Source organism: Ruegeria sp. CE12 (assembly GCF_056537525.1).
Window position 1 is genome coordinate 84,974 of the sequence record NZ_JBQFRS010000007.1, and the last position, 19,621, is coordinate 104,594.

Consider the following 19,621-nt stretch of genomic DNA (forward strand, 5'->3'; position numbering starts at 1 on the left):
TTCAGTGCACCTTCGCCAGTAAATCATGTCCTTGCGCGGTCAAAGAATAGAACAAGCGCTGTGAACGCTCTTCTCGGTTCTCAAGACTTATCAGCTGGTGCTCTTCAGCAAGCCTCACGCACTCACGCAGGACTAGAGCGTGCGCGACGCCCAGTTTGGACGCAAAGCTACGGCTGTCGCTGGAAACTCCAAAATGCGCGGCGACCAGAACTCCGGCTCCGATCGGGCTCAGGTGTTCTGGGCTTTCTGCCATAAGACTGGTGACGGTTTTCATCATTGCGTCTTCCACCCCTATTTCTCCAACAGTCGAAAACGGACCATGACGGACTTGGAAGCAGGGGTGAAGCTTTTGTCCCCAAACGCCTGATAGGGAACCAGAACGTTCAGTTCCGGATAGTAGCCAGCAACGCAACCCCTTGGAATGTCGTAAGGAACAAGGCGGAAGTTTTCGGCGACACGATCGACTCCGTCATCATGACAACCGATGACATCCACCCGAGCACCAGCTTCAGCTCCCAGCAGCGCGACATCTTTAGGATGCATGAACACCACCTGACGCTCACCATAGACGCCCCGGTAACGATCATCCATTCCATAGACTGTTGTGTTGTACTGGTCGTGTGAGCGGAAAGTCTGCAACACGAATGTCTGATCGTCGCTTTTGGCCCGTTGCCACTCGGTCTGATCCGGCAGATCAGCGTCCGAGAAGTTTGCTCGCCCCGTTGGGGTCTTCCAATCCCGCGCAGCAGCACTGTTGTACAGGTGGAAACCGCGCGGCTTGCGGACAGCTACGTTGTAGTTGCCAAAAGCGGGCAGGACACGCGCGATCAGGTCACGAATCTTGTCGTTGTCATCTGCAAGCGCTTCCCAATCGACCACATCGCTGCCCACAGTTGCCTTGGCGATACCAGCGACGATCCCGACCTCGGACCTTAGTTCTTTCGAAGCTGGCAGATTGATCCCACCGGAACCATGCACCATCGACATCGAATCCTCGACCGTCACGATCTGGCGCGCACCTTGTGAGTTGCGATCAATCTCAGTCCGTCCAAGACAGGGAAGGATGTAAGAGGCTTTACCCGGCAACAAATGACCGTGGTTCAGCTTGGTGGCCACATTGACGGTCAGATCCAGATTGCCCAAAGCCTGTGCAATCAGTTGGCTATCAGGCGTGGCGCGGGCAAAGTTGCCACCCAATCCAATAAACGCCCTAGCCTGACCGTTCAGCATCGCACCAATGGCATGCAATACGTTGTGACCCGGATCACGCGGCATGGGAACGCCCAATTCCCGCTCCATCGCGTCCAGCAAAGGGGCAGGGGCCTTTTCATTGATCCCAACTGTGCGGTCACCTTGTACATTCGAATGGCCACGCACCGGGCACAAACCCGCACCCGGTCGTCCAATATTGCCGCGCAAGAACATAAAGCTGGCAATCTCGCGGATTGTCTGAACCGAATGCTTGTGCTGCGTCACCCCCATGGCCCAGGTGGTGATCACCTTATCCGAGGACATGTAAATTTCTGCGGCTTCTTCGATCTGGGAACGGCTCAGACCAGATTGTTCCTCGATGGTTTCCCAAGACGTGCTTTCGACCAGGGCGCGGTAGGCGTCAAATCCGTGGGCATGTTCGGTCATGAAGTCATGATCCAGAACCGACGGTCGTCCTTCAGCCAAAGCAACTTCGTCAGCGGCTAAAACAGTCTTGGCCATGCCGCGGAAGATCGCCATGTCACCACCGAGCCGTGGCCGATAGTAATCCGTTGAGGTTGCTTCAGACCGACCCCGGATCATCTCAAGCTTGTTCTGAGGATCGGCAAATCGGTGCAGGCCTTTTTCCTTGAGAGTGTTGAAGACAACAACACGCGCTCCGCGCAGAGTGGCTTTGCGCAAATCAGCGAGCATCCTTGGATGGTTGGTTCCCGGGTTCTGGCCCACCACAAAGATAGCGTCTGCCTTTTCAAAGTCTTCCAACAGGACCGTACCTTTACCGATCCCGATTGACTCGGTCAGCGCGACACCGCTCGCCTCATGACACATGTTCGAGCAATCCGGGAAGTTGTTTGTGCCGTAAAGGCGCACGAACATCTGGTATAGAAAGGCGGCCTCATTGCTTGCACGACCTGACGTGTAGAATTCAGCACGGTTCGGATCGTCCAATGCGTTCAGCGCTGCACCGATTTCAGCAAATGCAGTTTCCCAGTCTACCTGCTCGTACTTGTCGGTCGCAGGGTTGTAGCGCACTGGATGTGTCAACCGGCCCTGATGCTCCAAATCATAGTCGGTCCAGCTACGCAGCTCTGTAACTGTGTGTCTGGCAAAGAATTCGGGCGTGACACGGGCCTTGGTGGCCTCCCAAGCCACTGCTTTGACGCCATTTTCACAGAATTCAAAGGATGACCCATGCTCGGGGTCGCCCCAGGCACAACCAGGGCAATCAAACCCATCGGGCTGGTTGGCCTTGAGCATTGTTTTGGCACCTGACAAAGGTTTCCCACTGCCCATCAACTGGCGCCCTACGCTCTTGAGGGCCCCCCAACCGCCAGCAGCTTTCGAACTTTTTCCGGTGCAGTCTTTTTTTGCCATTCTCGAACCTGTTTGATCACGCGCGATGACAAGGCATGCATGGTGCAATACCTCTCGCCTTGGCGGAGCCGATACGAAGTTGTTGATTTGTTGCAGCTGCTTGTTTTGGCACGCAGATTCACGCCCAGTCCAAGTGGCTTTCCATCAGCTAGATGCGACGGAATGGCATACCTGTCAATCGCAAGATCGAGTTTTTGATAAACTACGTATATTAAATTTCTGAAGCCACAATAATCAAACCTGATTGCAAAAGGGACACCTACAGATTGACATGAGGCCACAAGGTTGAAACCGACAGGTATCCACCACTGTTGACCAATCCAATTCCATCTCGCATCCTTGCGCAAATTTATTTGGCCCGACACGCATTTAAGGCGCACCACGAAGGCCGTAATGTTATGAATTTGTAAGGCCGGCAAATGCCAGAAACTTCACGAAAGCACTATGTGCTTGATACGCACCGATTACGCGACCCGGAACAAACCCTCGAAATCGTCAGGCCCTTTCTCAAAGAGATGGGGATCACTCGCATCGCAAATCTGACCGGGCTGGATCGGGTTGGATTACCCACTGTGATGGTTGCAAGACCAAACTCGCGCTCGGTTGCGGTGTCGCTCGGCAAGGGTTTGTCTCTGCGCGCGGCCGAAGCCTCGGGCGTCATGGAAGCCATTGAGTCATGGCACGCAGAGCAGGTGGATCTGCCGCAACGCCTTGCCCGATATAACGATCTTGTTGAAAAAGAGCATGTGGTTGATGCTTATGCTCTACCTCGTGTGTCTGGTGGTCGGTTCGATCCTGATCGCAACACGGTCTGGGTTGAGGGCGAGGACCTGAGTGCTGACCGTCCGTGCTGGGTTCCACTTGAAATGGTAGATACGGACTACACTTCGGCCCCGATGGGAGGGCAGGCGGCCTTTCCCAGAACAACCAATGGGCTGGCTTCGGGGAACTGTAAAATCGAGGCGAGCTGCCACGCCATATGCGAACTGATCGAACGTGATGCCACGACCTTATGGAACCATCAACCTGCGACTGAGCGTCTGGATCCCAACAGCGTTGACGACCAACGATGTATTCAGGCGATGGAACAGATTGAGGCTGCGGATCTGGAGTTGGGGATCTGGGATACAACATCCGATATAGGCATCGCCAGTTTCCGTTGTGTGATCTGCGAAGCTGATGGCAAATCGGGACATATCGGCATTGGCGACGGGTGCCACCCTGATCGCGCGATTGCATTGTTGCGTGCACTGACAGAAGCGGCGCAAACCCGACTGACCTATATCTCCGGTGCGCGCGATGATCTGGACCCCGAGGAGTTTACAGATGCAGCGCAGAACGATCGATGCCGCTACGTTCGCGAGCTGATTGATCAAGCTCAACCTGCAAAGTCGTTCCGTGATTGCCCGACTCATGTGACCTCTTCATTCGAAGATGACCTCAACCTGTTGTTAACGCGCCTGAAAGCTGTTGGGATCTCTCAGGTTGTGACAGTGAACCTGTCCCGAACCGAATACGACATCGCTGTTATCCGGGCTGTTGTACCAGGCCTGGAAGCACCGCATGACGAACCTGATTATATACCCGGTCCTCGGGCGCAGCGCGTGATGGGGCAGGCAATATGACCGTATTTGTGTTTACAGGCCCGACCTTAACGGCTGATGCGGTTTCCGAGTTTCTGGACGCAACAGTTTTGCCACCAGTAAGGCAGGGTGACGTATATCGCGTCGTTCGGGAAAACCCGCGCGCGATCGGGATCATTGACGGCTTTTTTGAAGGAGTGCCATCTGTCTGGCACAAAGAAATCCTCTGGGCGATGGAGCAGGGCATTCCAGTGTTTGGCAGCGCCAGCATGGGGGCCTTGCGTGCTGCGGAACTTGCTGATTTCGGAATGATCGGGGTCGGGCGCATCTATGAAGAATATCACAACGGCACGCTGACTGATGATGATGAAGTCGCAGTGGTGCACGGTCCGGCCGAGCTTGGGTTCATGCCGTTGAGTGAACCGATGGTTTCGATCAGGGCGACAGTCGATCGCGCATGCGACGAAGGCGTGCTACCGCACGAGACCGCGACAGAAGTGCTGCGCGTAGCAAAGGCCCTGAACTATCGTGACCGTATCTGGAAAGATATCGGGCATTCGAAGCGAGAATTGCCTGGGATGATCGAGTTTATCGATTGGCTGCCTGTTGGTCGTGTGGATGCCAAAGGCGATGACGCGCGCGCGATGCTGGTTCGGATGTCTCAACATCTGGAGGAAAGCGCTTCTAGCGGTCTATTCGCAGTTCGAACTGAGCGCTCGCTAATGTGGCAGAGCCTGCGCGCGCGTATTGATGCTGAGCCAAGTTCTGATCGCGCTGTCAATGATGCCGTATTGAACGAAATTCGATTGCAACCCGATCTCTTCGCAACTTTGCGAGAGCGCGCCACCCTCAGCCTTTTGGCCCGAGAAGAGGCGAAAAGGCGCGATCAACAACCTGATCGCGATGCACTGGTTAAACAAATGTCGGCCCATCGGACCAAAGAAGGTTTGTCCCAACACGCAGATCTGATGCGCTGGCTCGAAGTGAACGATCTGACCGCAGACGGCTACGAGGGAATGCTGGCCGATGCCTCCCGCGTTGACAGGATGATTTCTGAACGCACCGACAAGCTCGGTGCCACGCTGCTGGTAGAACTGCGCCGGTCGGGTGGTTACTCAGACTTGCGAGACCGAGCGATGCGCAAAGCAGAATACGGCTCTCGTGTACCGTCAGGAAGCTCTCACGCAGGGGCCGATCGATTGCGGATGCTGATGTGGTATTTTGAAACACATCTTGACCGAGAGGTCCCTGATGATCTTGAATCATACGCAGCTTCGGTTGGTCTCTCAGGCCGCGAAGCGTTTTATGACTTGATTGAAGCTGAATTTTTGTTTTGCCAAATGGATGTCGACTCGGACCAAAAGAAACCTGCCGAATAGGCGGTAACTGAATGGCACCTGCGCGACGCGGGAAGGGAATTTATGAACTGGCCCGAACAGATGGAGGACGAAGCGCCGGGTACCCGGTTCCTACTGTATCCGCAATCGCCCTTTCTTGAATCCAATGCTGTGCCGGAATTGGTGGAGATCTCTGCTCCACCCGGTTCGATTGGTCCCGGCCCTGCGGGCCCACGCATGTACACAGTCGATCCGGTCGGCAAGACGACTCCATACGGTGCGAACATCCAGGGACCGCATGGCCCGCAAATGTACCTGCCCCCTTGGGATGGTTATATACAACCGCCTCCGTCTCCGGATGAGGACGGCAATTTCATCCATGTCCAACCCGGCGATCCCGGGTTCGAGGCGGCTCATCTATTCGGCTCGGCACATTTCACGATGGATGTCTGGGAGGGTTATTTCGGGCGACCGATCCCCTGGCATTTTGCGCGCGATTTCGATCGTTTGGAGCTGTCACTACTTCCCAGTCTCGACAATGCTCATATCGGGTGGGGCTTCCTGGAAACCGGAGGCACACATGAGCATGGCAATGAATACCGACCCTACAGCCTGAACTTTGATGTTGTCGCGCATGAGATTGGGCATGCGATCATCTATAGTGTCATTGGGATGCCGTCGACCGAAGATGCATCCGGAGAATATTATGGGTTCCATGAATCTGCGGCGGACATGGTTGCCTTGCTGGCGTCCCTGCATTTTGGATCTGTTGTGGACGATCTGCTGAGAAACACCCGTGGAAATCTCTATACGTTCAACCGCTTAAACCGATTTGCGGAACTGTCCGAGAACGCCCAGATTCGGACTGCCGCCAATGACAGGGTCCTGTCCGAATTCGCAGGTGGCTGGTCAAGTGAACACGATCTTTCCGAGCCTTTGACCGGCGCAATGTTTGATATCTTCGTAGACATCTATCATGAGCGCTTGCTGCTGCATGGACTGATCTCAGCCGAGGAAGAGGATCTGTCGGACAAACTCGAAGATTCCCCAGACTACAACGAGGTGATGCAAAATATCTTTGATGCGCGCTATGAGCAAAATCCTGAAGGGTTTCGCATCGCCTTGTTGGAAGCGCGCGACTATCTTGGCACTTATCTGGCCGACACCTGGGAGAAGCTTGACGCTGATATGCTAAGCTATTTCGGAGTCGAAAAAGCCCTGCTTGCAGTTGATCAGGAAATCACCGGTGGCGCGTTCCGAAATATCATCGAAGGCAACTTCAGAATGCGTGAAATTGGTATAACAACAGCGGGTCCCCGACTGCCTGAAGCTGAAGAAAATAGTCATGCAAACTCTGTACGAACAAAAATACCAAATTGACCCGAACGTAAATTGCTTTGTTTTGCGCGCATTTTGTGGCATTTAATACGCGGGTGAATTCTTATGAAACATTTGGTCCGAATTGATCGGGCCTCAAAGAGGGGGGGGCGCAGTCTCGGACTTCGCCAATCCCGTAATTGGGAGAAAGTGATATGTCTGAGTCGTTGCTCAGTTTTTCAGAAGTGCTTTTGTTTGGCCGCGCTGTAGATGATCTCAAACTCAAGAAAGACACACGGGTCCGTGTTGCCATTATTGACGATGGCGTCACCTCACTGCCCACCATCACAAGTGGTGTGATTGACGATGTGACCGTTGAGGTTGGTAACAAAGTTCTGGTTCAGATCAATGATGTTGATGTCTCAGGAGTTTACCGGGTTCAGAACTCGGGCGGCTCTCTCGTTCTGGGCAATCGGAGGTTAGAGCCGAAGGGTGACTTTGTATTTGTCAAAAAGGGGTCAAAGCACAAGCGCACGTTCTGGCAACAGACCGATGATGTCACCGCAGCAGCGGAACATCAGAAGTTCGAATTCAAAGGTAAACGCCGCCGGGGCAAAGGTGTGAACAATTTCCTTGGTGATCAGTTCCTTGATGGCGGACAATTGGCCAGAATATACGGGTTTGCATTCGAGGGCGCATATTACGAATTGCCTGAGCCCACCATTTTCCTCGTGCATGGTGACGGAGATTTCGTCAACAAAGAGGGGTCTGACGACAACGCGCCGGGCAATCTGGCATCGCGTGCGCCAAACAACCCCAACCTTACCGGGATTGCCGCTGCCGATTTTCAGTTTGCGGACGACATTCGGGTCTGGAACTACAACAAAGCTGATTTCACCGTTCGTATGGATGTGATGACCGGCCAGTTCGAACAGGTCCTGTTGGATGTCTGCTTCGGAGGTGATGGGCCTGGTGTCAGCGGCGCCCGCGTCAGTGGTGCACGTGTTAGCGGTGCACGGGTCAGTGGTGCAAGAGTGAGCGGCGCTCGCGTCAGCGGTGCACGGGTCAGTGGCGCAAGAGCTCGAGGCTCCGAAGATTAACTTGCATATGGCGCTGCGCTTGCCGATGTAGCGCTGTCAAATAGGGGCGGCATATTATCCGCCCCTAAAACGCTGTTTGCTGGATCACCCTATCAAATCATTGGACCAAACACCGCGCGCACCATCGAATGCGGTAGCCGACTTGCGTGTATGGGTGGTTTCGCTACTTCGATCAGCGGAAAATCTTTCGGCTGCACATAGCGGTGGTGCGACCAGACACCTTGTGGCGAGATACTCCTTAGAGGTTCTCCGTTTCAAAGAGGCAGGGCTTACGCAACAAAATCCTGATGCATGATGGTGTCGACCGTGATCCGCTCTAGTTCAGGAACAATTGCCAGAATCTCGCTGCCATTCTCAAGCGTCTCCGCAACTGGTTGAGAGCGCACCAATCCGCCCGCCTCACGAATGATCAACACACCGGCCAGTGCGTCCCAAGCATTCAGATGAGCCTCGTAATATCCCTCAGCACGTCCTTGAGCGACCCACATCAGACTCACAGCAGCCGAACCATTGCGGCGATACTCCATGTTCGCATCAACCGTGTGCTGCACGATGTCCAAATATTCCTGAAGCGGTTTGCGAGATGAACGACCCAACAACAATACTGCCTGGTCGGGTTGGCAGCAGTTCGAAACCTCAATTGCAACCCCATTGCAGAAAGCGCCCTGATCTTTGGCAGCCCAGCACAACTCATCTCGGTCAGGCGCATAAATTGCCCCAACCATGATCTCTTCGTTTTCGCAGTATGCAATCGAGACAGCCCAATCCGGCAAACCTCTCATGTAGTTTGCCGTGCCATCAATCGGATCGACCACCCAGATCGCCTCACTTTGCCCGGATTGGCCTTCTTCTTCGCCCAAGACTGCGTCCGATGGGTAGTATTCCTTGATCAAGGCGCGAATGCGCTGTTCGACTTTGCGATCTGCAATTGTCACAAAATCCTGCAAACCTTTGACGGAAACAAAATCCTGGTCTTTGTTTTGGTAGAGCTCACGAGCCAAGGTGCCGGCTTCAACAGCTAAAAATCTGGCAAAATCCAGTTTGGTTTCAAAATTGTCAGTCATGCCTGCTCATTGTTGTCTGCCGAAAAATCGGTGTCAGTTTTTGATTGTAGTTTTGAATTGGTGCGTCGGGGTTTTCGATGCGATCCAGCATCTGGGTGACGGCGGCAAGCACTTGTTCCTCAGCGTCCTGCCGCATCGTCGATAGCTGATAGGCCCCCCAACTGGCCTGTTCGATGTCGTCGCAGCCAACCACCTGCAGGTCTTCGGGAAACCGGGTGTTCCAGTCCGCGCGAAGCCGGTCCAGAACACCCAGGGCCAACAGATCAGTCGAGCAGAACACACCATCGATCTGATCCAGCGAAAGACCCAGGTTTCCTGCTACGTCGTATCCTGCTGCATAGCTTTGGCTGGAGGATATGAATTCCGTAACCTCGATGCCTTTGGCATGACATTTCTCAATGAATGCGCGGGCGCGCCCGGTCACTGAATATGACGATGCCTGAGGGTGAACCACGGCCAAGCGACCCGCACCGGATCGGGTGAGCATCGTGTATGCCAATTCTCCGGCTTGTTGTACGTCGATTTGAACCGTGTCCGCGATGTCCTGGTTCGTGCCGCGATTGATCAAGACAAGGGGCATGCGCAGGCGGCGGCATTCCTGAATGATCTTTGAAGACGGCGTCGCTGATGTCACCATCACGCCAGCAACATTGTAGTTGAGCAGCACCGACATGAGTTGTTCGACACTTTCATGGGCGTCTACGGTCAGCAAAATCGGGCGATAGCCGTGGCTGATGAACTCTTGCGCGGCAATTTTGACCTGTCGGGAACGGAACGGAGTATCCAGAGATGAAGCGACGATGCCAACCAGATTGGACTGTCGCGTTTGCAGACCGCGCGCCAGAAAGTTGACGCGATAACCTAACTCTTCAGCAGCTTTCAGAACCTTTTGGCGGGATTTGTCCGAAATAGCCCCGCCTTCGGTAAACGCCCTTGAAACCATCGAGCGTGAAACGCCAGCCCGGCGGGCGACATCAAATGAAGTAACAGATTTTCTGGGTTCGTCAGTCACTGATCAACCCCTTTTTGCGACAAATCTCTGCAAAACTAAACGGTTGATCAAGATTGACCAAATCAGCCTTCGCGTCAGCGATTTTCTCGAGTGTTTCGCTCTCGTCGCCACCGTAAGCGATCATGAAGGGCATCCCGAGCTGGCGCAGCTTGGGAAATTCAGACCAGTCGTCCGATATCGTGTATTCGATCAGTTTTGGAGCCAGACAATTCAAAGCCTCATCCAAACTCGAAAAATCCTGTCGGCGCATCATCAGGTTTGCTTCGGAGGAAATCGCACGCATGTCGTGCAAGGATTGAGACACGAAGGACCAGAAAAACACCCGATCCTGCATGTCGTGAGCTGTTACGCGATCCCAGACTAGTTTCGCCGGTGCCGATTTCAGCTCGATATAGAGATGGCCGTCATAGGATTTGGCCAACTCCAACACTTCATCAAGCGTGGGTATCTTTTCTTCGGCGTAGAACTGCGAAAACCAATCCCCGGCGCTCAGCGATTGTAGCTCTGCCAGGGTCCGGTCGCATACTGGCCCGCTTCCGTTAGTGGTGCGATCCAGTGTGGGGTCGTGCAAAACCACCAGTTGATCATCGGCTGTCACATGGACGTCGATCTCGACATGGCTAAAGCCCGCAGCAAAGCATGCGTGCGCAGCGGCAAGGGTGTTTTCAGGTGCGATTTTGTTGGCGCCTCGGTGACACACGACTTGCAAACCGTCGCGAAACTCAATCGGATTGACCAATTCGGGACGATCCGAACAGATTCCCAATACCGGCTTGTTGCGCAGCTCAGCCATTCGGACCGGATCTTCTTCGTGCCAAAGAACAACCTTCTGTCCGGTATTGCGGCACCGTTCAAAAAGGGCGTCATCCAGCAGATCCTGTGGGCGCTCCAGCTTCTCCCAGCATAGATGAAGGATATCTGCCTCGGTTGCGATCTCGAATGGATCGATCCCGATTGGTATCAGGACAGCAACAGGGTAGGGGCAATCTGCAGCGCGCAGAGCTTGCACCGCAGTTGGATCAAAAGCACCAAGAATAGCGCGTTTTATCCCAACGGACTGTAGCAACTCTGATGTCGGTACGGCTGCATCCGGTGCCTTGATATCCGCATAAATACCGCAGCAGCGATCCTGTGCCAGTTCGATGATCTGAGACAACAGAGGGGCCTCATCCTGACGAACTGCTGCCCGAATTTCTGCATATGTGAGGTGACGAAGGGCGCGCCCGTCTGCCAATGAAAAATCGTGGAAAGCGATGATCTGATTATCTGCTGTCAGGTGCAGATCCACCTCCCACATGTCCGCACCTAGATCGGCGGCCAGTGCAAATGCAGGCAGGGTGTTTTCCTGCGCATAGGCACTGGCCCCGCGATGCGCGATCGACAAGGGACGGGAGGGGGTCAACCAATCCGACATCAGATGCGCGTTCCTTCGGGTGTAAAGGCCAATGCGTGATCCGAGGCGATACCCCAGTTCACGGTCTCACCCAGTTTCAGACGCGGTCCAGCAGGTTGGATCGACCGCAGAACCGACCCGTTGGGAAGGGTAACGTTATAAAGATCTTCGCGCCCTTGCGTTTCAACGAAACTGATCTTGCCAGTCAGGTCAGATCCGAATTGCGGGCCGAAATACTCTGGTCTGATGCCAAGTTGCACCTGTCCATTGACCTTCGGCCTTAGTGTCTCGGCAATAGCAATACCGCTGTCGCCAATGCGGAACTGGCCATCAGCAACAGTAGCGTCCAGGAATGAAATCGGCGGGTTGCCAAGGAACCCGGCCACAAAGGTATCAACCGGATCGTTGTACATCTGGTCCGGTTCGCTCAGTTGCACGATCTTGCCGTCCTTCATCAACGCGATGCGGTCGCACATTGACATCGCTTCGACCTGATCATGGGTCACGAGGATGGCGGTAATGCCGGTTTCCAGCTGAATGCGGCGGATTTCCGAGCGCATCTCAAGCCGCAGCTTGGCGTCGAGGTTGGCCAGCGGTTCGTCCAGCAACAGCACATCCGGCTGCCGAACCAGCGCGCGGGCAAGGGCTACGCGCTGCTGCTGACCACCCGATAGTTGCGCCGGGCGACGATTCAAAAGCTCAGGGATATGTACGAGTTCGGCGATCTCGCCCACCTTGCGTGTGATCGTCGCGTTATCCAGCTTCTGCACGCGCAATGGGAAAGCAATATTCTCGCGAATGTTCATATGCGGGTAAAGCGCATAGTTCTGGAACACCACGCCTACGTTGCGCTTTTGTGAGGGCAGGTCCGAGACATTGCGATCCCCGAAGTGCAGCGTACCGCCATTCATCCGGTGAATACCGCAGATGGTAAACAGCGTGGTGGACTTGCCGCAACCAGATGGACCCAGCAGCGCCATCATCTCACCGCTCTCTACCGTAAGGTTCAACTTATCGATGACGGTAAGGCCGTCGAAGGTTTTGGTGAAGTTTTCGAGCCTAAGTTGCATCAGCCTTTCGAGCCCCCGCCGTAGATATTCATGAGTTTTTTCTGGAAAACCAGATAGATCAGGATTACCGGCAGTGCGTAGAACAGGCCCACCGATTTAAAGAGGTTGAAGTCGACTTCCAAACTGTCATCCAGCAGGAAGTACGCCAGGTAGGTCGACAGAACCTGGGCATCGCTGCCCGGAGCCAACACCAGCGGCAGGATGAATTCGCTCCACCCCGACAGGAACGAAAAGATCAGCAGCGCAGACAGGCCCGGCTGCACCTGCGGCAGTACCAGCTTGCGCCAGACCATGAAGCGGCTGGCGCCATCCTGTACACCGGCCATCTCGATCTCCCACGGGACGGTGTCGTAGAAACCTTTCATGACCCAGATGCCGAAGGGCAGTTCCAACGCGGCCTTGACCATGATGACACCAATTAACGTGTCGAACAGGCCAAGGAATTGCAGGATCAGGAAGATCGCAATGATCAAGGTGATCGTCGGGAACGCGTGCAGTATGATGACACCCGCCAGAAAGAACCGCCGTGCCGGGAAGTTAAGACGCGACAGCGCATAGGCCGAGGTCAGCGATGTGGCACAGACGATGGCCGCTGTGGAACCCGCAAAGATGAAGGTGTTGATCGTTGCGATCCACACTGATCCCCGCCCAGTGGTGTCATCCCAAAGGAACCGCCAGTGGTGAAAGGTGAACTCCGAAGGTATCAGACTGCCGGGTTCCGCATCGGTGATCGAGTCCACAAGTGTAAAGGCGTACATGATCACCAGTGGCAGCGACAGGATCGTAAGCAGCGCAATGACCGGAAGCGAGCGAAAGTTCGAAGTCATGACAGGCCCCTATTGCTCGATCCGTGGCTTCGCCACGAGGTCTTTGAAGTTGAAGAACCGCAGGTACAACGCGCTGGTCACGATGCCGATAACCACCAGCACCAGCGCATAGGCTGCGCCGAGACCGTATTGCAGGTTTCCGCCATAGTTGTTCAGAGCGGTGTGATAGGCGGCCAGAGCCCAAACTTCGGTCGCGCCACCCGGGCCGCCATCAGTGGCCAGCAGGATGTATTCAAACGAAGTCAGCAGCGAGAGTGTCTGGTAAGACGAGGTGAACAGGATGGGCCAGCGTAGTTGCGGCAGGATGATATAGCGGATCTGTTGCCACCGATTGGCCCCATCCACCTCAGAGGCATAGAGCATCGATGCAGGGATCGTCCGGATCGCTGATGAGAAAAGGATCATCCCCAGAGAGGCGCCTACAAATCCATTGATCAGGATCACCACGATCCAGGCATTTGTCGCTGTATCCAGCATCCAGTTTCGGGGGGCGACGCCGAACCAACTCATAAAGGACGAAATGATTCCAGTGTCCCATGTCAGCCAGTACCACATCAGCACATACAAAACCGGCGGCAGGATACGCGGAAGAAACCAGATGGTGCGAAAGGTGTTGGCGATGCCAGAAGGCAGATAGAAGGTCGAGATCGCCAGAAACAGGCCGAAGCCCACGTTAAACGTCAATGTAAACACAACATAGAACAGTGAGTTCATTGCATAGCGCCAGGAACTGTCCAGCGAGAACAGCAACTTCATATTCTCTGTGGTCCAGACCCAGCCGGTATAGGCAACCTTAACCAAGATGTTTTGATCGGCCTCGGGGATGCTGGCTGCAGTCAGGGCTGCTCGAAACTCTTCTTCGGTTTGAAACCGTTCATCCATCACGCTCGAGGTGAAAAGCTCGGCCAGTGCCTTACGATCCCGGGTTGAACGGATCCGATTTGCTCGCAAGTCCTTGAGCGCACGCTCCATATCCCGGCGCGATGAAAACTGTGCCCCAGCGTGCAGATCTGACAGTTCATCTGCGGTTGCCTGATCGCGCGCTTCGGCCAAAAGGGCCAGACCGGTTTCGTCGACGACATAACCGGCATTTTCCAGCTTGTTATAGGTTTCCTCCGACACACCGCTGGCTTTCACCTCGCGCAGATCGGATTGAGTCAGCAGGTATTCACCACCTGTAATGCCCGTTGATGTGGACATGTTGGTAAAGGCGAAGAATACCGTCAGGATGACCGGGGCCAGAAAGAACAGCGTCACCACGATCATCGCGGGCGCAAGAAATCCGAACCCAAGCGCATTGAAGCGGGGCATTGCAATCTCCGAGAAAAAGTTGGCCAGGGCAGGCTAACCCGCCCCAGCCAGTGGGAGGAAACTTAGCGGACGATCAGGTTGTCGCCCAATTTCGCGTTCAACTCGGATTCCAACTCGGCAACCGCGTCTGCTGGGGATTTCACACCCGTCCAGGCCGCCTCGAGCCCCTTGAACATGGCTTCTGAAAACGCGCCGTAGTCCAGGTTGTTCGGCTGTGCGTTGGCGCTGACCAGCAGGCGTTCGGTCGCTTCCGAGGCCCAGCGGTCATTGGCGTAAAGCTCGATGTTCGACTGCTGTTGACCGATGCCCAGATGCGCCGATTTGATCGCATGCAGCGAGTTCAGGCGCGGTTCTGAAGCGATTTTGACCAGTTGTGCGGCGATGTCCTCGTGATCGTCGTTTTCCTGATCTGTCACCAGATAGACCAGCGGGTGAGTGATGGTGTTGGCGCGGCCGTTTTCGTTGCCTGCCGGGATCAGAGAAAACTCGATGGTACCGAAGAAGTCTTCGTTGCCTTCCTTGCCGGTATAGCGGGCGTAGTGCCATGTACCGCCATGCCACGTCGCGGCTTTTCCGTTCGCCACTTCGCTGTACCACTGGCCCCAGTCAGTACCCAGGTGGTTTTTGCGCGTGATACCTGCATCCACTGCATCGGCGAAAAACTGGTAGAATGCTTCCATCGCGGCCTTGTCTAAGACCAGCTTGCCTGTCTCAGGATCCTGCAACTGCCCACCAAAAGACTGGTAGAACTGAGCATAGTCCGGACCGTTCGATGGCCGAGGGTAAAAGCCGTAACCCTCTTCTACAAGGCCAGCATCCACTGCTTTCTTCGCATCTTCCAAGACGTTTTGAAGAGTGTATTCACCCGATGCGATTTTGTCAGGCAGGGCAGCGATGTCTTCGTCGGAATAACCGATACCGCGCATGGTGTCCTTCCAGAAGAAGAATGGGCGGCTTTCTGCGTCCTGCGGCAAGCCCCACTGAATGCCATTATAGGCAGCGATCTCAAGTAGGTTGGGGTAGATGTCGTTCAGTGGCCACGCGTCGAAATCCAAATAATCCTCTGCGGGAACGATGTAACCGGCCTGGCTCCAGGGTGCGATATCGAGGTGGCTGGTGACCACAATGTTCGGCGCAGTGCCAGCTTCAGCCGCAAGGGTCACGCCCTGCTTGAACTCTTCCCAGCCCCCAAAGTCACGTTTACCTTCGACGGTGATGTTCAGCTCGCGGCCTTCAATGGCGGCTTCACGCTCCAGCATTTCGGCGGCGATTTCAATGGCATCAATACGATAGGCATCTGCATCGTTCGAGCCCCCAGCCCAGACTGTGATCGTCACGTCTTCGGCCAGAGCGGGTAGGGCGATTGTGCTCAGCAACAATGCTGCTGTAGCGCGTTTAAACTTGAATGTGGTCATGCGGAACCCCTGTTTGGTTAGTGAGCGCAAGTATCGCACACGTGTGCATGAGTTGCCCTATCATTTATTTATGTAGCCAGTGTGACACGAGCCCAGGTTTGTTATCGAGGATAGGGTTCCTCTGTCGAATAGTGGTAATTTGGTTGTTTTCAGTCGGAACGAGCTAGCGCCGACTCTCTCCTCCAGCGGAATCGACAATTGAACACGTGTGCAAAATAGTCAACAAATTTATCATTTTTTGAATGCAGACCTTCGTGCGCTTGGTCGTTTTGGGGTGCAGAACGGACCAAAATGCTAAGGCTTTGTCGCTTGAAGATATTCAGGTCCGATTGATTCGAGAATCGGGTTTGATCGAGATTGATACCCAGAACTTGATTGCCCGGTCAGAATGTCCCTGAGCCTAGTTCAGTGACTTCGCTTCAAATCAGTTCTGCACGACAATGCTCGACAAAAGCCGCGTGGGTGCTGCTGCTGGTCGCGCCCGGCACACCCAGAACACCCATGGCTATCGGGGGTACTCCTCCGACGATCGGTACGAATTTCAGTGGCTTACCATCTGGTGCTAGATCGTTCAGCGGAAGGAAATTCGCAATGGAATACCCGAATCCATTGGCAACCAGACTTCGCATTACGGCCATATCGCGCGTTCGCTCACTGATCACTGGTCGTAGCCCTGCGCGGGTGAAAAACGACAGGAAGTAGTCAGAACTGATGGGCAAATCGAGCAGGACCATCGGATAGGCCGCAAGATCATGAACGGTCACGCTGTCACAGATGGCAAGCGGGTGCTCCGGCGCCAGTAACGCGAATGGCGGCAACTCCTTTACCAGATGAAACTCAAGATCAGGTGGAAGGTTCAGATCATAGCTGAGGGCCAGATCGACTTCAGCGCGTCGCAGGGCCGCGAATATTTCGTTCTGAGTCAGTTCAACCTGACTCATATGTACATCCGGGTATTGCGCTTCAAAGCTGCGGCGCAGGCCTGAAACCACAATCTGGGCAAATGATACAAGGCAACCCAACCGCAAAGGACCCTGAACCGTGTTCGAGACAGTCGCGGCCATCCGCGTCAACTCAGTCGCCTGATTGAGAATGAGAAGCGCTTGCCCGGTAAGGGTTCTTCCCGCCTCGGTCATTTTCAGACCCTGAGCCCGCTGGCGCACAAATAGCGGGATACCCAACTCGGTTTCCAATTGTGTTATCGCAGATGAGATCGAAGGCGAAGATACGTTAAGCTTTTGACTCGCAGCGGCGATGCTGCCGCACTCACCGGCTGCAACAAAATACTCCAACTGGCGTAACGTGAATCTGATTGGCATGTACAAGCTTTCAAGTGGCCTGCTCATGGTGAAGCAAGGGCCACCCGACGTCCAGTCACCATTGCAACCGGTCAATCGTCACCCGGCACCCCGTAAGAAGGCGCCTCGCGCGGGTCGAGCGCGCGCTGGACATAGGCATCAATCTGCGGTGCGTAGATTTCCCAAGCCGTTGCGATGTTTTCGATCGGACAATCTTCGGTCCAGTCACAGCGCAAATCAGCAATGGGCCAGGAAAGGCGGTCGACGATCTTGAGACCGGCAGAGTGTACAGGTCCCGCCTCTCCTCCAGCTCTCAGTCCCGCCCGCATTGCGGCAATCAGGCGATCACCGATATGGCCGGTAGATTCGTCAAATCCAGCCACGATGGCCGCGGGAACACCATCGTTGGCCAGCAGATTGCCACCAGAGGCTACATCGCGACCTTCGGCTTGGGTCCAGATGCCCAGACTGTTGGCACCTGAATGGATGGCCGTGCGTCCTTGTGTGTCGATGGCCAATACCTGTCGATATTCCATGAAATTTCCCTGCCGACCGATCTGGTCGATCGCTTGGGGAGCGGACAGGCCATTTTGCATCAGATCAAGCGTGAGTGGACCCAGCGTCGGGTCCGTCACGTTCTGAGACGCTACTGCCCCGACACCAGCGCGTGCAAAAGAGCAGCGCGCTGCCACAGCCGGAGAGGACGATGATATAGCCAAACCGAACATGCCGGTTTCAGCGCAGCGGGCAACAAGGGAAAATGTCATGCGGGGATCACCGCAGTCCCGTCAATTTCAACCAGCCATTCGGGTCTGGCCAACGCCTGAACCACCAGACCGGTCGAGACCGGGTGTACGCCTTTGATGTAATCGCCCATGGTGCGGTACACCGCCTCGCGATGACGGACATCGGTTATGTAGACCACGACTTTCACGAGGTGGCTCATGTCTCCGCCTGCTTCTTCAATAAGCTGGCGAATGTTCTGCATCACCTTATGAGTTTGCTCAACCGGGTCATGGCTGTCGATGTTTACTGCGTCGTCCAGATTCTGTGGACATTGGCCCCGTAGCCAGACAATCTTGCCACTGGCCTCGGTCACAACGGCCTGACAGAGGTCATTGTCCAGATTCTGTTCAGGATAAGTATCGGACGTATTGAATTTCCGAATTCGGGTATGGGCCATCAAGTGCCTCCGCTATGCCACGGCCTGAACGCGATCCTGTTTGGCAAGCCAAAGCTGGAAGTCCCGAATAGTGCCTTCGTAGTTGTCTTCTGCCAGAGGTCCGGAACAGGCGTGTTCAGAATTCAGGGCAACTTGCATTCTTTCAAGCTTTTCCCGATCTTCACGATTGACCTCTTCCCATAGCGAAACCCGCTTAGAGATTGTTTCTTCATCCAGATCGTCGCCGTAAACCGACAGGGTCCATTTGACTCGTATCTGTTCAGCGTTCAGCGGAAAAATACTCAGCGAGACAAGAAGACTTGCCGCCTGGCTGGCAACTTGCGTTGGGAACACTGAAAACAATGTTGACCGCAAACGCTCATCCTCGGAAAGACCTTCTGCGCCGAAGCCGCGTGAAGGGATGTCTTTGGGGTAGTTTGCAGCATATGAGGTAAAGCCGTCACCTCCGTAGAGTTTCCGTGCCAGACCTGTCGGGGTGTAACCATGCAACGTTTCCGGGTGTACGACCGACAGGTGGTAACCTTCCATGAAATTCTCGACGAGACATTTCCAGTTGGTATTCCAAATCTCTTCTCCCACATGGGCAACACGGAACGTCTCGCTTTCGTAGGGGGCGAGCAATGCATCAAGCTCCGGATATTCAAAGGGCTGGGCTTGCGGGTCCAGGCTTACGTAGATAAACCCGTTCCACAAATGCATATTGTGCCGGTGCAGACCACAGTTGGAGGCATCAAAACCCGCATTCTTCATGCGCGCAGCCCGCATCAGAGATCCATCAAGGTCATACGCCCAGGCGTGATAAGAGCAAATGAACCGTTTAGCCGATCCACTGCCCTCGGCCAGTGGCATACCCCGATGCCGGCATACATTTGCCAAAACTGCGATATCTCCGTCTGCTTTGCGCACGACGATCAAGGGTTCGTTCAACAACTGAACGGTAAAGAAATCACCGGGTTCAGGCACCTCGTCCGCACGACCTAGACAATGCCAGCCACGACGCAGGACAGTCGCGGCTTCGTGTTCGAATTGCGATGCAGAGGTGTAAAATGCACCGGGCATCGACATCGGCCGGTCCGCAGGCAGGGCCGCAATCTCTTGCAGCTGTTTCGCAAGCTCGGTGTGCAT

The 19,621-nt window shown here is 54.7% G+C and carries 17 protein-coding genes; 4 read left to right on the forward strand and 13 right to left on the reverse strand.

Annotation, left to right across the window (positions count from 1 at the left end; genetic code table 11):
* Position 1: 1 nt before the first annotated feature.
* Both ACR0IO_RS16310 and ACR0IO_RS16315 read right to left on the reverse strand, forming a co-directional pair.
* Complete coding sequence (locus ACR0IO_RS16310) at positions 2–274, reverse strand: hypothetical protein (protein ID WP_480742642.1); 273 nt, start codon at positions 272–274, stop codon at positions 2–4.
* A 17-nt stretch (positions 275–291) separates the two neighbouring features.
* Positions 292–2,586 (reverse strand): FdhF/YdeP family oxidoreductase, encoded by a 2,295-nt coding sequence (locus tag ACR0IO_RS16315; protein ID WP_480742643.1) that lies wholly within the window; start codon positions 2,584–2,586, stop codon positions 292–294.
* A 419-nt stretch (positions 2,587–3,005) separates the two neighbouring features.
* Between ACR0IO_RS16315 and ACR0IO_RS16320 the strand changes: the two genes are divergently transcribed.
* The 4 genes from ACR0IO_RS16320 (at position 3,006) to ACR0IO_RS16335 (ending at position 7,923) form a co-directional block, all read left to right on the forward strand.
* Positions 3,006–4,211 (forward strand): YcaO-like family protein, encoded by a 1,206-nt coding sequence (locus ACR0IO_RS16320; protein WP_480742644.1) that lies wholly within the window; start codon positions 3,006–3,008, stop codon positions 4,209–4,211.
* On the forward strand, positions 4,208–5,548 hold the full coding sequence (locus ACR0IO_RS16325) for a TfuA-like protein (protein WP_480742645.1): 1,341 nt from the start codon (positions 4,208–4,210) through the stop codon (positions 5,546–5,548). The genes ACR0IO_RS16320 and ACR0IO_RS16325 overlap by 4 nt, the downstream gene beginning before the upstream one ends.
* A 42-nt stretch (positions 5,549–5,590) precedes the next feature.
* On the forward strand, positions 5,591–6,886 hold the full coding sequence (locus ACR0IO_RS16330; protein WP_480742646.1) for a gluzincin family metallopeptidase: 1,296 nt from the start codon (positions 5,591–5,593) through the stop codon (positions 6,884–6,886).
* Between the two features lie 152 nt (positions 6,887–7,038).
* Positions 7,039–7,923 carry a hypothetical protein gene (locus ACR0IO_RS16335; RefSeq protein WP_480742647.1) on the forward strand — a complete coding sequence of 295 codons (885 nt, stop codon included), beginning with the start codon at positions 7,039–7,041 and terminating at the stop codon, positions 7,921–7,923.
* A 269-nt stretch (positions 7,924–8,192) separates the two neighbouring features.
* Here the strand turns inward: ACR0IO_RS16335 and ACR0IO_RS16340 are convergent, their stop codons facing one another.
* The 11 genes from ACR0IO_RS16340 to ACR0IO_RS16390 form a co-directional block, all read right to left on the reverse strand.
* A complete protein-coding gene (locus tag ACR0IO_RS16340; RefSeq protein WP_480742648.1) occupies positions 8,193–8,987 on the reverse strand; it encodes an inositol monophosphatase family protein in 795 nt (264 codons plus the stop codon).
* Positions 8,980–9,999, reverse strand: coding sequence for a LacI family DNA-binding transcriptional regulator (locus ACR0IO_RS16345; RefSeq protein WP_480742649.1), 1,020 nt, complete (start codon positions 9,997–9,999; stop codon positions 8,980–8,982). Before ACR0IO_RS16345 ends, ACR0IO_RS16340 begins: the two co-directional genes overlap by 8 nt.
* Positions 9,992–11,413 (reverse strand): glycerophosphodiester phosphodiesterase family protein, encoded by a 1,422-nt coding sequence (locus ACR0IO_RS16350; RefSeq protein ID WP_480742650.1) that lies wholly within the window; start codon positions 11,411–11,413, stop codon positions 9,992–9,994. Before ACR0IO_RS16350 ends, ACR0IO_RS16345 begins: the two co-directional genes overlap by 8 nt.
* Positions 11,413–12,462, reverse strand: coding sequence for an ABC transporter ATP-binding protein (locus tag ACR0IO_RS16355; protein WP_480742651.1), 1,050 nt, complete (start codon positions 12,460–12,462; stop codon positions 11,413–11,415). The genes ACR0IO_RS16350 and ACR0IO_RS16355 overlap by 1 nt, the downstream gene beginning before the upstream one ends.
* Positions 12,462–13,289: a carbohydrate ABC transporter permease gene (locus ACR0IO_RS16360; protein ID WP_480742652.1), complete on the reverse strand. Its 828-nt coding sequence runs from the start codon at positions 13,287–13,289 to the stop codon at positions 12,462–12,464. Before ACR0IO_RS16360 ends, ACR0IO_RS16355 begins: the two co-directional genes overlap by 1 nt.
* Positions 13,290–13,298: 9 nt before the next feature.
* Positions 13,299–14,600, reverse strand: coding sequence for a carbohydrate ABC transporter permease (locus ACR0IO_RS16365; RefSeq protein WP_480742653.1), 1,302 nt, complete (start codon positions 14,598–14,600; stop codon positions 13,299–13,301).
* Positions 14,601–14,662: 62 nt separating this feature from the next.
* Entirely contained in the window at positions 14,663–16,015 is a 1,353-nt protein-coding gene (locus tag ACR0IO_RS16370) for an ABC transporter substrate-binding protein (RefSeq protein ID WP_480742654.1), read from the reverse strand.
* A gap of 419 nt (positions 16,016–16,434) precedes the next feature.
* The gene (locus ACR0IO_RS16375) at positions 16,435–17,334 is read right to left on the reverse strand and encodes a LysR family transcriptional regulator (protein WP_170336072.1); all 900 of its coding nucleotides are present in this window, start codon (positions 17,332–17,334) and stop codon (positions 16,435–16,437) included.
* A gap of 71 nt (positions 17,335–17,405) precedes the next feature.
* The gene (locus ACR0IO_RS16380) at positions 17,406–18,080 is read right to left on the reverse strand and encodes a DUF1028 domain-containing protein (RefSeq protein WP_480742655.1); all 675 of its coding nucleotides are present in this window, start codon (positions 18,078–18,080) and stop codon (positions 17,406–17,408) included.
* Entirely contained in the window at positions 18,077–18,496 is a 420-nt protein-coding gene (locus tag ACR0IO_RS16385) for a RidA family protein (protein ID WP_480742656.1), read from the reverse strand. Before ACR0IO_RS16385 ends, ACR0IO_RS16380 begins: the two co-directional genes overlap by 4 nt.
* A gap of 12 nt (positions 18,497–18,508) precedes the next feature.
* Positions 18,509–19,621 (reverse strand): aromatic ring-hydroxylating oxygenase subunit alpha, encoded by a 1,113-nt coding sequence (locus tag ACR0IO_RS16390; protein ID WP_480742657.1) that lies wholly within the window; start codon positions 19,619–19,621, stop codon positions 18,509–18,511.

Coding starts and splice junctions, on each gene's coding strand:
- ACR0IO_RS16310 (WP_480742642.1), bottom strand. CDS start 274: ATGAAAACCGTCACCAGTCTTATGGCAGAAAGCCCAGAACACCTGAGC.
- ACR0IO_RS16315 (WP_480742643.1), bottom strand. CDS start 2,586: ATGGCAAAAAAAGACTGCACCGGAAAAAGTTCGAAAGCTGCTGGCGGT.
- ACR0IO_RS16320 (WP_480742644.1), top strand. CDS start 3,006: ATGCCAGAAACTTCACGAAAGCACTATGTGCTTGATACGCACCGATTA.
- ACR0IO_RS16325 (WP_480742645.1), top strand. CDS start 4,208: ATGACCGTATTTGTGTTTACAGGCCCGACCTTAACGGCTGATGCGGTT.
- ACR0IO_RS16330 (WP_480742646.1), top strand. CDS start 5,591: ATGAACTGGCCCGAACAGATGGAGGACGAAGCGCCGGGTACCCGGTTC.
- ACR0IO_RS16335 (WP_480742647.1), top strand. CDS start 7,039: ATGTCTGAGTCGTTGCTCAGTTTTTCAGAAGTGCTTTTGTTTGGCCGC.
- ACR0IO_RS16340 (WP_480742648.1), bottom strand. CDS start 8,987: ATGACTGACAATTTTGAAACCAAACTGGATTTTGCCAGATTTTTAGCT.
- ACR0IO_RS16350 (WP_480742650.1), bottom strand. CDS start 11,413: ATGTCGGATTGGTTGACCCCCTCCCGTCCCTTGTCGATCGCGCATCGC.
- ACR0IO_RS16355 (WP_480742651.1), bottom strand. CDS start 12,462: ATGCAACTTAGGCTCGAAAACTTCACCAAAACCTTCGACGGCCTTACC.
- ACR0IO_RS16360 (WP_480742652.1), bottom strand. CDS start 13,289: ATGACTTCGAACTTTCGCTCGCTTCCGGTCATTGCGCTGCTTACGATC.
- ACR0IO_RS16365 (WP_480742653.1), bottom strand. CDS start 14,600: ATGCCCCGCTTCAATGCGCTTGGGTTCGGATTTCTTGCGCCCGCGATG.
- ACR0IO_RS16370 (WP_480742654.1), bottom strand. CDS start 16,015: ATGACCACATTCAAGTTTAAACGCGCTACAGCAGCATTGTTGCTGAGC.
- ACR0IO_RS16375 (WP_170336072.1), bottom strand. CDS start 17,334: ATGCCAATCAGATTCACGTTACGCCAGTTGGAGTATTTTGTTGCAGCC.
- ACR0IO_RS16380 (WP_480742655.1), bottom strand. CDS start 18,080: ATGACATTTTCCCTTGTTGCCCGCTGCGCTGAAACCGGCATGTTCGGT.
- ACR0IO_RS16385 (WP_480742656.1), bottom strand. CDS start 18,496: ATGGCCCATACCCGAATTCGGAAATTCAATACGTCCGATACTTATCCT.
- ACR0IO_RS16390 (WP_480742657.1), bottom strand. CDS start 19,621: ATGCACACCGAGCTTGCGAAACAGCTGCAAGAGATTGCGGCCCTGCCT.